General features: G+C 64.9%; 14 protein-coding genes. 10 read left to right on the forward strand and 4 right to left on the reverse strand.

Annotated elements, in window-relative coordinates; all coding sequences use genetic code 11:
- Positions 1-141: 141 nt before the first annotated feature.
- Both NX782_RS01735 and NX782_RS01740 read right to left on the reverse strand, forming a co-directional pair.
- Positions 142-1,686, reverse strand: a complete 1,545-nt coding sequence (locus NX782_RS01735) for a phospholipase D family protein (RefSeq protein ID WP_258843777.1) — start codon at positions 1,684-1,686, stop codon at positions 142-144.
- Between the two features lie 5 nt (positions 1,687-1,691).
- Positions 1,692-2,468 (reverse strand): enoyl-CoA hydratase, encoded by a 777-nt coding sequence (locus NX782_RS01740; protein WP_258843778.1) that lies wholly within the window; start codon positions 2,466-2,468, stop codon positions 1,692-1,694.
- Between the two features lie 57 nt (positions 2,469-2,525).
- On the opposite strand from NX782_RS01740, the gene NX782_RS01745 reads away from it, so the two are divergent.
- Positions 2,526-3,791, forward strand: a complete 1,266-nt coding sequence (locus NX782_RS01745; RefSeq protein ID WP_258843779.1) for an MFS transporter — start codon at positions 2,526-2,528, stop codon at positions 3,789-3,791.
- A 13-nt stretch (positions 3,792-3,804) separates the two neighbouring features.
- On the opposite strand, the gene mltA is transcribed toward NX782_RS01745, so the two are convergent.
- Positions 3,805-5,031, reverse strand: coding sequence for a murein transglycosylase A (gene mltA, locus NX782_RS01750; protein WP_258843780.1), 1,227 nt, complete (start codon positions 5,029-5,031; stop codon positions 3,805-3,807).
- Here mltA and NX782_RS01755 point away from each other — a divergent pair.
- Positions 5,030-5,185, forward strand: a complete 156-nt coding sequence (locus tag NX782_RS01755) for a hypothetical protein (RefSeq protein WP_258844057.1) — start codon at positions 5,030-5,032, stop codon at positions 5,183-5,185. The genes mltA and NX782_RS01755 overlap by 2 nt on opposite strands.
- A gap of 28 nt (positions 5,186-5,213) precedes the next feature.
- On the opposite strand, the gene apaG is transcribed toward NX782_RS01755, so the two are convergent.
- Positions 5,214-5,588 (reverse strand): Co2+/Mg2+ efflux facilitator ApaG/CorD, encoded by a 375-nt coding sequence (gene apaG / locus NX782_RS01760; protein WP_258843781.1) that lies wholly within the window; start codon positions 5,586-5,588, stop codon positions 5,214-5,216.
- A gap of 98 nt (positions 5,589-5,686) precedes the next feature.
- Here apaG and rpe point away from each other — a divergent pair, with 98 nt between their 5' ends.
- The 8 genes from rpe to NX782_RS01800 all read left to right on the forward strand — a co-directional run bounded on the left by rpe (position 5,687) and on the right by NX782_RS01800 (position 12,441).
- Positions 5,687-6,361 carry a ribulose-phosphate 3-epimerase gene (rpe, locus tag NX782_RS01765; protein WP_258843782.1) on the forward strand — a complete coding sequence of 225 codons (675 nt, stop codon included), beginning with the start codon at positions 5,687-5,689 and terminating at the stop codon, positions 6,359-6,361.
- A gap of 2 nt (positions 6,362-6,363) precedes the next feature.
- Positions 6,364-7,062: a phosphoglycolate phosphatase gene (locus NX782_RS01770; protein ID WP_258843783.1), complete on the forward strand. Its 699-nt coding sequence runs from the start codon at positions 6,364-6,366 to the stop codon at positions 7,060-7,062.
- A 205-nt stretch (positions 7,063-7,267) separates the two neighbouring features.
- Positions 7,268-8,770 (forward strand): anthranilate synthase component I, encoded by a 1,503-nt coding sequence (gene trpE / locus NX782_RS01775; RefSeq protein WP_258843784.1) that lies wholly within the window; start codon positions 7,268-7,270, stop codon positions 8,768-8,770.
- Position 8,771: 1 nt separating this feature from the next.
- The gene (locus tag NX782_RS01780) at positions 8,772-9,335 is read left to right on the forward strand and encodes an anthranilate synthase component II (RefSeq protein ID WP_258843785.1); all 564 of its coding nucleotides are present in this window, start codon (positions 8,772-8,774) and stop codon (positions 9,333-9,335) included.
- 99 nt (positions 9,336-9,434) lie between these two features.
- On the forward strand, positions 9,435-10,469 hold the full coding sequence (gene trpD / locus NX782_RS01785) for an anthranilate phosphoribosyltransferase (RefSeq protein ID WP_258843786.1): 1,035 nt from the start codon (positions 9,435-9,437) through the stop codon (positions 10,467-10,469).
- Position 10,470: 1 nt separating this feature from the next.
- Positions 10,471-11,106 carry a LysE family translocator gene (locus tag NX782_RS01790; protein ID WP_258843787.1) on the forward strand — a complete coding sequence of 212 codons (636 nt, stop codon included), beginning with the start codon at positions 10,471-10,473 and terminating at the stop codon, positions 11,104-11,106.
- Between the two features lie 9 nt (positions 11,107-11,115).
- Positions 11,116-11,916: an indole-3-glycerol phosphate synthase TrpC gene (gene trpC / locus NX782_RS01795; RefSeq protein WP_258843788.1), complete on the forward strand. Its 801-nt coding sequence runs from the start codon at positions 11,116-11,118 to the stop codon at positions 11,914-11,916.
- Positions 11,917-11,988: 72 nt separating this feature from the next.
- Positions 11,989-12,441 (forward strand): TonB family protein, encoded by a 453-nt coding sequence (locus tag NX782_RS01800; protein ID WP_258843789.1) that lies wholly within the window; start codon positions 11,989-11,991, stop codon positions 12,439-12,441.
- Positions 12,442-12,448 lie beyond the last annotated feature (7 nt).

Below are 12,448 nucleotides of genomic sequence, written 5' to 3' on the forward strand. Positions count from 1 at the left end.
CTCGTTTTTCTGCAACACCAGCGGAGTTATCAAAACGCCTAGCTCAACTACTTGATTTCGTTCAGCTTTCTTGTGCTGCAGAAGCAGGGGGCGAACTATAGCAAACCGGCACTCTGATCTGCAAGGCCTCGCCCAGACTTTTTACAACAGCCAATCGATGGGTAACCACGACAGGATACGCACCCCTGCCCGCTTCCAGATACTGGTTCCGGGCTCGGTCTCATGCCGCACAACCCCCTCGGGCGTGCGCTCAATCCAGACCAGCTTGCCGTCCTGGTCGAGTTTCACTTCATATGCGGCGTGCGGCATGGTGTTCGTCAGTCGCGCGTCGAGGTCGCGCGCGAGTGCCGCACTATCGATGACGAAGCCCATTTCGGTATTCAGCTCGATGGACCGCGGGTCGAGATTGAAGGAGCCGACGAAGACCCGGCCACCGTCGACGCCAAAGGTTTTTGCGTGCAGGCTCGATCCCGAACTGCCGAGTGGTCCCGTGCGCGTTCTGGACTTCGTATCGCCGGCGACGCGACGCAATTCAAATAAGGACACCCCGGATTCCAGCAGCGCGCGCCGCCACTTGGCGTAGCCCGCGTGGACTGCAGCAACGTCGGTCGCTTCCAGTGAATTGGTCAAAACCCGGACCTTGACGCCGCGCGCCGCCATGTCCCCGAACGCACGGGTGGTGTCCTTGCCAGGGACGAAATACGGCGAAACGACGTCGACCTGGCGCCGGGGTTCGCCCAGCAGGTCGCGCAGCCTGGGTGCGAGTCTGGTTTCCGGACGGGCTCGGTCCAGCACCTTGTCCGGATCGTCGCTGATCAGCTGGGTCGTGGCCCACTCCAGGTTCAGGCGGCGCTGCGCCAACTGCTCGACGAAGGGCAAGCTGCGGATCGCCTCTATATAGGCCTGGCCCGCCGGCTGGCCGCGTACCGCCCTCAGCTCTTGCTCGAGCGTTGGGGGAGCCGGGTCGCCGGCCGGCCCAACCAGGGATGAAACCGGGTAGGCAGAGCGGCTATTCCAATAGCGGTCGAAGTCGTGCGAGACGGCCTGCACGACCGGCCCGATCGCCATCACGTCGAGATCGACGAACAGCAGGTCGCCGGCCGCATCGAAATATTCGTCGCCGATGTTGCGCCCGCCGACGATCGTCACCTGGTTATCGACCGTAAAGGACTTGTTGTGCATGCGGCGGTTGAGCCGGCCGAACTCGCCGAGGTAGCCGAGACTGCGCCAGCGACGCATCGGAAAGGGATTGAACAGGCGGACTTCGATGTTCGGGTCGCGGTCCAGCTCGGCCAGCACCGGGTCCAGCCCCGCGGTGTTGTTATCGTCCAGAAGCAGACGAACCCGGACGCCGCGCGCCGCCGCGCTGCGCAAGGCATCGAGCAGCAATAGTCCGGTCAGGTCCTTGCGCCAGATATAGTATTGAAGATCGATGCTGCGCTCGGCACGGTACGCCAAGGCCGCACGCGCGGCGAAGGCGTCGCGCCCCGCCGCCAGGGGATACACACCCGACAAGCCCGGATGCGCCGCCGCCAGCGGGACCACGGCGCTGCCCAGCCTGGTGCCCGCGGTATCCTGAAGGGCAAGCGAAGGCGCGTGCGGCGGCAGCGGCGGCAGCGACGCGCAGCCAATGACGGCCGCCGCCACCGCCAGCACCAATCCGCAGCCGATGACAGCCGCGCGCATGCTGCTTACATGCCCTCGAAGTCCGGCTTGCGCTTTTCCAGGAAGGCGTTCATGCCCTCTTTCTGCGCCGGCGTACCGAAGCCGGCATGGAAATAGCGGCGCTCGTAACGCACGCCTTCGGTCAGCGTGGTCTCGAACGCCCGGTTGACCGAATCCTTGATCTGCATGGCCACCGACACCGGCATCGCCGCGATGGTGTTCGCCACTGCCAGCGCTTCTTCCATCACTTTATCCGCCGGGAACACGCGCGATACCAGGCCGGTGCGCTCGGCTTCGGCGGCGTCGATCATGCGGCAGGTCAGCAGCATGTCCATCGCCTTCGACTTGCCGATGGTGCGCGGCAGGCGCTGGGTGCCGCCGGCGCCCGGGGTCACGCCGACCTTGATCTCCGGCTGGCCGAACTTCGCGCTGTCGGCGGCGATCAGGAAGTCGCACATCATCGCCAGCTCGCAGCCGCCGCCCAGCGCATAGCCGGAGACGACGCCGATCACCGGCTTGCGCACGTTCAGGATGTGTTCCCAGTTGCGGCCGATGTAATTGCCGGGGTAGGTGTCGGCATAGGTGTAATTCGCCATGGCGGCGATGTCGGCGCCCGCCGCGAAGACCTTCTCGCTGCCGGTCAGGACGATGACGTTGACGGCCGGGTCGGCATCGAACTTGTACAATGCATCGCCCAGTTCGTTCATCATGTTGTCGTTCAAGGCGTTCATCGCCTTCGGACGGTTCAGACGGATCACGACAACCTTGCCATGCTCTTCGATCAGCAGGTCGGAATATTCCATGGGACACCTCTTGATTAATAAGATAACCCTGCGATTGTAGCGCCTGCGATGGCACAAATGACAAGGATACGTGGCCTGCTCCGCAAACTTGGCGGCGACCAGCAACTACGCAACCCCGATTTCCGCCGCTTCTGGTTCAGCAGCATCCTCACCAATTTCGGCGCCCAGATCACCCTGCTGGCCCTGCCCATCTGCGCGGCGCTGCTGCTGCACGCCACGCCCAGCCAGATGGGTACTCTGGCGGCGCTCGGCTCCTTGCCCTTCCTGTTGTTCGGCCTGCCGGTCGGCGTCCTGCTCGACCGCAGCCGGCGCCTGCCGGTCATGCTGTGCAGCGATGCGATGGTGGCGCTGAGCCTGGCGAGCGTGCCGATCGCATGGTGGCAGGGCTGGCTCGACATGCACTGGCTGTACGCGGTGGAGTTCGTGCTGGGCACCGGCTACGTGGTCGGCGGCGGCGCCGAGCAGATCTTCGTCACCTTCCTGGTCGGGCGCGATGGCCTGATCGATGCGCAATCGAAGTTCGCAGCGACCGAATCGGCTTCGCGCCTGCTTGGCCCGGGCCTGGCCGGGATCCTTGTACAGGCGCTGGGTGCGCCCTTCGCGATTCTCTGCAACGTGGCCGGCTTCACGGTCTCGATCTGGAACCTGCGCCGCATCCGCGCGTGCGAACCGCAGCCGGTGCCGCCCGAAGCGCACGTCCTGCGCGACATGCTGGCCGGCCTGGCTTTCGTCTGGCGCCATCCGACGCTGCGCCTGCTGGCCTGGACCTCGGCCTGCTGGCACCTGCTGTTCTATGGCTATATGGCACTGTACGTGCTGTTCGCGACGCGCGTGCTCGGCATGTCGGCGGGGATGATGGGCACGGCGCAGATGCTGGGCGGGGTCGGCGTGCTGGCCAGCTCGGTGCTGCTGAAACCCCTGACGCGCCGCTTCGGCGCGGGCGGCACGGTCGTGATCGGACTGTGCGCATCGAGCATCGGCTTCATGCTGATGCCGGCGATCCCGCGCGACCTGCTCGGCAGCAGCAACGCCAGCGCGGCCGCCTATGCGATCGTGGTGTTCTGGCTGGACTGCGGCGCCACCCTGTTCTTCCTGCCCTACCTGGCGCTGCGCCAGCGTGTCACGCCGGATGCCTTCCTCGGCCGCATGACCTCGACGATGCGCTTCATGACCGTGGCCATGGCGCCGGTGGGCGCGGCCGGTGCCGGCCTGCTGGCGGAGCACATCGGCGTGCGCGGCGGCCTGGCCGTGGTGGCGGGCGGCGCGCTGCTGCTGACGGCGTCGACGCTGCTCGGCACGCGCCTGCATCGCGTCGAGGGATAGGCGCTTCCGGAACTCAGCGTGCGGCCTGCACCGTCGCCGGCCGCGGCAGCAGCACCCACATCTGGCCGCGCTGCTTCATGCGGCCCGCGTTGTCGGCCGCCTGGCCGCCGAAGCCGAAGAAGAAGTCGGCCCGCACCGCGCCGCGGATCGCGCCGCCGGTGTCCTGCCCCATCATCAGGCGCTGCACCGGGACGTCGCTGGCCGGCTCGCTGGTCGCCAGGAAGATGGGTGCGCCCAGCGGCAGGAAGCTGGGGTCGATCGCCACCGAACGGCTCGGCGTGAGCGGCACGCCCAGCGCCCCCTTCGGCCCCACGCTCGGATCCGGCAAGCGCTCTTCGCGGAAGAAAATATAGCTCGGGTTGACGTTGAAGAGTTCCTGGCGGCGCTCCGGGTGGGCGGCGATCCAGGCCTTGATGCCCTGGGCCGAGGCTTCGGCGCTGGTGAGTTCCCCCTGCTCGACCAGCCAGCGTCCGATCGCCTTGTACGGATGGCCGTTCTGGTCGGCGTAGGCGATGCGCACGACCGCGCCGTCGTCGTCCAGCTGCACGCGGCCCGAGCCCTGCACCTCGAGGAAGAAGGCCTCGACCGGGTCGTCGACCCAGACCAATTCCTTGCCCGGCAGGCGCGCGCGCTCGATCTCGGCGCGGGTGCTGTAAGGGACCACGGTCTTGCCGACCAGGCGCCCGCGCAGGCGCATGCCTTTCAGAGTCGGATAGACGCTGGCCAGGTCGACCGTCACCAGGTCATCCGGCACTTTATAGAGCGGGGTCTGGTAGGCGCCGCCGCGCTTGCGCGAGCCGTGCAGCATCGGTTCGTAATACCCGGTGATCAGGCCGGTATCCGCACCGTCGGCGGCACGCACCAGGTTCGGCACGAAATACGTTTCGAAGTACTGGCGGATGGCCACGCCATTGCCGGCATCGACCAGTTTGGCGCTGGCACAAGGCGTTTTCCAGTCCGGCTTGGCGCCCAGGGCGCGGCAGGACGCCATGAAGGCCGGCCAGGCCTGGCGCAGGTCGTCCTGCTGCCAGCCCGGCAGCGCCTCGAAGCCGACCGGCGTGAACAGCGGCGCAGCGGGAGTCAACTGAGAAGGCAACTGAGGCGGCTGCTGGGACGGCGCCGACGGCACCGGCGCGGCCGGCGGCGGCAATGTCACCGGCGGTTTCGGTTGAGGCTTCGGCTGGGGCGAAGGCACAGGCCGGGTGGGCGCAGTCGTACAGGCGGCCAGCAGGCTCGCCATGGAAACCAACCCGACCAGGCTGCGGACAGGTACACTTCGACGTGTCGAAAACATAAGGAACCGTGTTATGTGGATACTGGTACTGGAAGCAGGCGCGGCACTGTGCCTGCTGGTCTTCATCGTCTGGTGGACGATGTTCTCCGGCCGCAAATAAGCGCCAACCAAGCTTTAACGCCGACTGCTCAGTGCAGCGCGTGCGGCAGCGACAGCACGAATTCCGGAATCGGCACCTCGAAACGATGCCCATCCTCGGCGACGAAGAAGTATTCGCCGGTCATCGAGCCCTGGGCCGTTTCCAGCTGGGTGCCGCTGGTGTACTCGAATTCTTCGCCCGGCTTGAGCAGCGGCTGGTGGCCGACCACACCCAGGCCGCGCACTTCCTGGGTCTTGCCGTTGGCATCGGTAATTACCCAGTGACGCGAGATCAGCTGGGCCGGCACGTCGCCGGTGTTCTTGATCGTGATCGTGTAGGTGAATACGTGCAGCGTCCGCTCGGGCTTGGATTGCTCCGGGAGGTATTGGGTCCTGACATTGATCGCGAAATCGTAGGCGGCCATCTTGTTTCCTTTTTTCTAAGGCGCCATCATACAACGGTGGCGAAAAGCGCGCCGTCGTACAATAACGGTCTTTCTGAATTGCAGACTTGCAGACCGCCATGACCACCTACCGCATCGCTCCCAGCATCCTGTCCGCCGACTTTGCCCGCCTGGGCGAAGAAGTGAAGAACGTTGTCGCCGCCGGCGCCGACATCATCCACTTCGACGTGATGGACAACCACTACGTTCCGAACCTCACCATCGGCCCGATGGTCTGCCAGGCCATCCGCCCGCACGTGCAGGTGCCGATCGATGTGCACCTGATGGTCAAGCCGGTCGACCGCATCATCCCCGACTTCGCCAAGGCCGGCGCCAACATCATCACCTTCCACCCTGAAGCGTCGGAACACATCGACCGCTCGCTGCAGCTGATCCGCGATAACGGCTGCAAGGCCGGCCTGGTGTTCAACCCGGCCACGCCGCTGCACTACCTCGACCACGTGATGGACAGGATCGACATCATCCTGATCATGTCGGTCAACCCGGGCTTCGGCGGCCAGTCCTTCATTCCGGAAGCGCTGAAGAAAGTGGCGATGGCGCGCCGTATGATCGACGAGTCCGGCCGCGACATCATGCTGGAGGTCGACGGCGGCATCAAAGCCGACAACATTGCCGCCGTGGCAGCGGCCGGCGCCGACACCTTCGTGGCCGGTTCCGCCATCTTCGGCAAGCCGGACTACAAGGCCGTGATCGATTCGATGCGCGCCGAGCTGGCTTCGGTACAGGCGAAGTAAGGATGAAGGCCGGCGCTGCGGCAATCAAGGCCGCCATCATCGACCTCGACGGCACCATGCTGCACACGGTGCCGGATTTCGAACTGGCGCTGAACGGCATGCGCGCCGAATTCGACCTCGCGCCGATCGACCAGCAGACCATCGAACCGATGGTCGGCAAGGGCTCGGAAAAGCTGATCCGCGACGTGCTGTTGCTGGACTACGACGCGGGCAAAGTCGACGCCGTGTTCGACCAGGCCATGGCCGCCTACCAGCGCCACTACCTGGCGATCAACGGAGAGAGAGCCACGCTCTACCCCGATGTGATCGAAGGCCTGCGCGCCATGAAAGAACTCGGCCTGCGCCTGGCCTGCGTCACCAACAAGCCGATCGCGTTCACGCTGCCGCTGCTGGAGCGGAAGGGCCTGGCGCCCTGGTTCGAGCTGGTCTACGGCGGCGATTCGCTGCCGAAGAAGAAGCCCGATCCCCTGCCCCTGCAGCAGGTCTGCCGCGACTTCGGCCTGGCACCGGAAACCGTGGTGGCGATCGGCGATTCGAGCAACGATGCCGAGGCCGCGCGCGCCGCCGGTTGTTTTGTGCTCACAGTCCCATATGGATATAACCACGGAATGCCTGTGCAAACTATTAATTCCGATGGTATAGTTAATTCGCTGCTAGCTGCAGCGAAGCTGATATCTGCACACAACAGCACCTCAAACTAACTTATCTATACATGTTTTTCACCAAAAAACACACCGTCAACCAAACCGGCGCCCTTGAGGCCTGGCTGTGGCGACGCTGGCAATCCTGGGCTAACTAACCCGACTGATTGCTGCCGGCGCACGCCCCGCGTGCACACCAAGCCGGCAGGTTTTTTGAAGAAAACGCCGCCCGACCTCCCTCCCCTCGGCCGGCCCGGAGAAAAGCATGACCGAACTCGAATTCAAATCGCTTGCCACGCAAGGCTATAACCGTATTCCCCTGATCGCGGAAGCTTTTGCCGATCTCGAAACCCCGCTCACGCTCTACCTGAAACTGGCGCAGAGCCAGGACGCCGGCAAGAACACCTTCCTGCTGGAGTCGGTGGTGGGCGGCGAGCGTTTCGGCCGCTATTCCTTCATCGGCCTGCCGGCCAAGACCATCCTGCGTGCGACCATGGACGGCAACGGCATCACGGTCGAGAAGAACGGTGAGATCGTCGAAACGCACCAGGGCAATCCGCTCGAATTCATCGAGGCTTACCAGCAGCGCTTCAAGGTCGCGCTGCGTCCTGGCATGCCGCGCTTCTGCGGCGGCCTGGCCGGCTACTTCGGCTACGACACCGTGCGCCACATCGAGAAGAAGCTGGCCGGCAAAGCGCCGAAGGACGAGCTGAACCTGCCGGACATCCAGCTGATGCAGACCGAAGAGCTGGCGGTGATCGACAACCTGTCGGGCAAGCTGTACCTGATCGTCTACGCCGATCCAAGCCAGCCCGAGGCCTACACCAAGGCCAGGCAGCGCCTGAAGGACCTGCGCATGATGCTGCGCCGGAGCGTCGACGCACCGGTCACCTCGTCCTCGGTCCGCACTGAGGCCGTGCGCGACTTCAGCAAGGAGGACTACCTGAAGGCGGTGGCGGTGGCCAAGGAATACGTGATGGCCGGCGACCTGATGCAGGTGCAGATCGGCCAGCGCATCCGCAAGCCCTACGTGGATTCGCCGCTGTCGCTGTACCGCGCGCTGCGTTCGCTGAACCCGTCGCCCTACATGTACTACTACAACTTCGGCGACATGCAGATCGTCGGCTCCTCGCCCGAGATCCTGGTCCGCAACGAATCGGCGCCCGAAGGCGGCCGCAAGGTGACGCTGCGCCCGATCGCCGGCACCCGTCCGCGCGGCTCGACGCCGGAACGCGATGCCGAGCTGGCCCACGAGCTGCTGAACGACCCGAAGGAAGTCGCCGAACATGTGATGCTGATCGACCTGGCGCGCAACGACATCGGCCGCATCGCCAAGACCGGCACGGTGAAGGTCACCGACCAGATGGTCATCGAAAAATACTCGCACGTGCAGCACATCGTCTCCAACGTCGAGGGCGAGCTGAAAGAAGGCATGTCCAACCTGGACGTGCTGCGCGCCACCTTCCCGGCCGGGACGCTGACCGGCGCGCCGAAAGTACGGGCGATGGAAGTCATCGATGAGCTGGAGCCCGTGAAGCGCGGCATCTACGGCGGCGCCTGCGGCTACCTGAGCTTCGGCGGCGAGATGGACGTGGCGATCGCGATCCGCACCGGTGTGATCAAGGACGGCAACCTGTATGTGCAGGCGGCGGCCGGCATCGTCGCCGATTCCATCCCCGAGATGGAATGGCTGGAAACGGAAAACAAGGCGCGCGCCGTGCTGCGCGCCGCCGAACAGGTCCAGGACGGACTGGATGGGGAGTTCTGACATGCTGCTCATGATCGACAACTACGACTCGTTCACCTACAACATCGTCCAGTACTTCGGCGAGCTGGGCGAGGATGTGCGCACCGTGCGCAACGACGAGATCTCGCTGGACCAGATCGCCGACATGAACCCGGACCGCATCTGCATCTCGCCCGGCCCGAAGAGCCCGAAGGATGCCGGCGTCTCGGTCGACGTGCTGAAAGAGTTCAAGGGTAAAAAACCGATCCTCGGCGTATGCCTCGGCCACCAGGCGATCGGCGAAGCCTTCGGGGGCAAGATCATCCGCGCCAAGCAGGTCATGCACGGCAAGACCTCGAAGATCGCGCACACCGGCGAAGGCGTGTTCAAGGGGCTTCCGAGTCCTTTCACCGTGATCCGCTACCACTCGCTGGCGATCGAACGCGCCTCGCTGCCGGCCTGCCTGGAAGTGACGGCATGGACCGACGACGGCGAAATCATGGGCGTGCGCCACAAGGAATTCGACATCGAAGGCGTGCAGTTCCACCCCGAGTCCATCCTGTCCGAGCACGGGCATGCGATGCTGAAGAACTTCCTCGAAAGATAAATCGTCATTCCCGCGCAGGCGGGAATCCAGGTTTTCGTGTCGCTGCGAACTTGGGTCCCCGCCTTCGCGGGGACGACGTGCAAAGATAAAGGCGCTGCCATGATCACCCCTCAAGAAGCACTCCTCCGCTGCATCGAACACCGCGAGATCTTCCACGACGAGATGCTGCACCTGTTCCGCGAGATCATGTCGGGCAAGCTGTCGCCGACCATGGTCGCGGCACTGACGGTCGGCCTGCGCGTGAAGAAGGAAACCATCGGCGAGATCACCGCCGCGGCCCAGGTCATGCGCGAATTCTCGACCAAGGTGCCGATGGCCGACACCACCCACCTGCTCGACATCGTCGGCACCGGCGGCGACGGCGCGCACACCTTCAATATTTCGACGGCGTCGATGTTCGTGGCGGCGGCAGCCGGCGCGCGCGTGGCCAAGCACGGCGGACGCAGCGTGTCTTCGTCTTCCGGCAGCGCCGACCTGATCGAATCGCTGGGGGCGCAGATCGACCTCAAGCCCGAGCAGATCGCGCAGTCGATCGCGCAGACCGGCATCGGCTTCATGTTCGCTCCGAACCACCATGCGGCGATGAAGAACGTGGCGCCGGTGCGCCGCGAACTCGGCGTGCGCAGCATCTTCAACATCCTGGGACCGCTGACCAATCCGGCCGGCGCACCGAACATCCTGATGGGTGTGTTCCACCCCGACCTGGTCGGCATCCAGGTGCGCGTGCTGCAGCGCCTCGGCGCCGAACATGCGGTGGTGGTCTGGGGTCGCGACAACATGGACGAAGTCTCGCTGGGCGCCGGCACCATGGTCGGTGAACTGATCAACGGCGAGATCCGCGAATACGAAATCCACCCGGAAGACTTCGGTTTGCAGATGATCGCCAGCCGCAACCTGAAAGTGGCCGACGCCGCCGAATCGAAGCTGCGCGTGATGGAAGCGCTGCGCGGCGAGCCGGGTCCGGCGCACGACATCGTGGCGCTGAACGCTGGCACCGCGCTGTATGCGGCAGGCGTGGCAACGTCGATCGAAGAAGGCCTGCAGAAGGCGCGCGCCGCCATCGCTTCCGGCGCGGCGCTGGCCAAGCTCGACCAGTTCGTCAGCGTGACCCGCCAGCTGGGCGCAGCGAACTGAGATGCTGGGCATCCACGACCTGCCCTTCTTCATTCTCTCGGGGCTGCTGCTCAACATTCTGCCCGGCCCCGATTCGCTGCTCATTATGACCCGCAGCGCCACCCAGGGCTGGCGCGCCGGCAGCGCGGCCGCGTTCGGCATCGGCGCCGGCACCTTCGTGCACATCCTGGCTGCGGCGCTCGGACTGTCCGCGGTGCTGGCAACCTCTGCCGCCGCGTTCACGGTCGTAAAACTGGTTGGCGCGGCTTATATTTTATGGATGGCGCTCAGCCTGCTGCGCAGCAAGCGCGTCACGGAAAGCGCCGCTGCACCGGCCGTAGCGCCCCTGCCCTACCGAAAAATCTTTGGCCAAGGTTTCCTGACGAATGTGCTGAACCCGAAGGTGGCGCTGTTCTTCCTTGCCTTCGTCCCGCAATTCATCGATGCCGATGCGCCGAACAAGGCCCTGGCCTTCATCGTCCTCGGCTGCATCTTTAATGTTAACGGCATGCTGTGGTGTAACGCGCTGTCCTTGTTCACGGCCCGGGCCAGCGAGCGCGTCAAGCTAAGCCCTGTCGTGTCCCTGTGGCTCAAGCGCGTCACCGGCAGCCTGTTCGTCTGGCTCGGCGTCAAACTGGCGCTGTCCCGGCAATCCTGAAGGTCTCCCATGTCCGACATCCTCAACAAGATCCTGGCGGTAAAGGCCGATGAAGTCGCCGCCGCAAAAAAACACCGCGACCTGTACAGCCTGCGCCGCGAAGTCGAAACCGACACCGAACTGCGCGCCAAGCTGCGCGGTTTCGAAAGCAGCCTCCGCCGCAATATCGAGCTAGGGCGCGCCGGCGTGATCGCCGAAGTGAAAAAGGCTTCGCCGTCGAAGGGCGTGCTGCGCGCCGACTTCCAGCCGGCGGCCATCGCCGAAAGCTATGCCAAGGGCGGCGCGGCTTGCCTGTCGGTGCTGACCGACGAACAATTCTTCCAGGGCTCGAGCGCCTACCTGCAACAGGCGCGCGCCGCCTGCGAGCTGCCGGTGATCCGCAAGGATTTCGTGGTCGACCTCTACCAGGTGTATGAAGCGCGGGCGATGGGTGCCGATGCGATCCTCCTGATCGTCGCGGCCCTGGACCACGGCCTGATGGCGGAACTCGAAGCCTGTGCTCAGGAACTCGGCATGGATGTGCTGGTCGAAGTGCATGACGGCGATGAGTTGAACGCTGCGCTGCGCCTCAAAACGAGGCTGCTGGGCATCAACAACCGCAACCTGCGCACCTTCGAAGTCACGCTCGACACCACCCTCGGCCTGCTGCCGAACATCCCGGCGGAGCGCCTGGTGGTGACCGAGTCGGGCATCCTGGCGCCGGCCGACGTCAAGCGCATGCGCGACGCCAACGTGCATGCCTTCCTGGTGGGCGAGGCCTTCATGCGCGCGCCCGATCCTGGCACGGAGTTGCGACGTTTATTTGACTAGATCATGAAAACGATCATCCGCTCAAGCCTGGTTTTAGTAACTTCAATCGCAGGCTTGAGCGGATGCTCGACTGTGATCACGGCCACGACCGCCGTCGCCTCCACCGTGGGGCATGTTGCCGGCGCGGTGGTCCGCCCCTTCACTTCTTCCCCTGCGTCGAAGCCCGCATCGCTTCCCTCGCCGGCCGGCCTGGACGACTACAAGACCCAGGTCGCGCGCCACGTCGTCGAGCACAATCCCGGCCACAACTACGACGGCACGCTGCCGCCCCTGCTGCCGGCCATCGTCGTCCTGGAAATCACGGTCGACCGCGACGGCCAGCTGACCGAAGTCGCGGTGCAGCGCTCGCGCGACCCCGATGCCTCCGAAGTCGCCCTCGACGCGGTGCGCCGCAGCACGCCGTTGCCGCCACCGCAGCAGCTGGCGCAGGCGGGCGGCAAGCTCACCTTCTCGGAAACCTTCCTGTTCGCGGACAGCAGGCGCTACCAGTTGCGCAGCCTGGCCGGGCCGCAGGCGTCGGAATAATTTACGA

This window comes from Massilia norwichensis (assembly GCF_024753245.1).
Classification (GTDB): Bacteria; Pseudomonadota; Gammaproteobacteria; order Burkholderiales; family Burkholderiaceae_D; genus Telluria; species Telluria norwichensis.

Excerpts from the sequence above, each read along its gene's own strand:
- NX782_RS01740 (WP_258843778.1), bottom strand. The coding sequence starts at position 2,468 with ATGGAATATTCCGACCTGCTGATCGAAGAGCATGGCAAGGTTGTCGTG.
- trpE (WP_258843784.1), top strand. The coding sequence starts at position 7,268 with ATGACCGAACTCGAATTCAAATCGCTTGCCACGCAAGGCTATAACCGT.
- NX782_RS01735 (WP_258843777.1), bottom strand. The coding sequence starts at position 1,686 with ATGCGCGCGGCTGTCATCGGCTGCGGATTGGTGCTGGCGGTGGCGGCG.
- mltA (WP_258843780.1), bottom strand. The coding sequence starts at position 5,031 with ATGGCGAGCCTGCTGGCCGCCTGTACGACTGCGCCCACCCGGCCTGTG.
- NX782_RS01770 (WP_258843783.1), top strand. The coding sequence starts at position 6,364 with ATGAAGGCCGGCGCTGCGGCAATCAAGGCCGCCATCATCGACCTCGAC.
- NX782_RS01755 (WP_258844057.1), top strand. The coding sequence starts at position 5,030 with ATGGAAACCAACCCGACCAGGCTGCGGACAGGTACACTTCGACGTGTC.
- NX782_RS01780 (WP_258843785.1), top strand. The coding sequence starts at position 8,772 with ATGCTGCTCATGATCGACAACTACGACTCGTTCACCTACAACATCGTC.
- NX782_RS01745 (WP_258843779.1), top strand. The coding sequence starts at position 2,526 with ATGACAAGGATACGTGGCCTGCTCCGCAAACTTGGCGGCGACCAGCAA.
- NX782_RS01790 (WP_258843787.1), top strand. The coding sequence starts at position 10,471 with ATGCTGGGCATCCACGACCTGCCCTTCTTCATTCTCTCGGGGCTGCTG.
- apaG (WP_258843781.1), bottom strand. The coding sequence starts at position 5,588 with ATGGCCGCCTACGATTTCGCGATCAATGTCAGGACCCAATACCTCCCG.
- trpC (WP_258843788.1), top strand. The coding sequence starts at position 11,116 with ATGTCCGACATCCTCAACAAGATCCTGGCGGTAAAGGCCGATGAAGTC.
- trpD (WP_258843786.1), top strand. The coding sequence starts at position 9,435 with ATGATCACCCCTCAAGAAGCACTCCTCCGCTGCATCGAACACCGCGAG.
- rpe (WP_258843782.1), top strand. The coding sequence starts at position 5,687 with ATGACCACCTACCGCATCGCTCCCAGCATCCTGTCCGCCGACTTTGCC.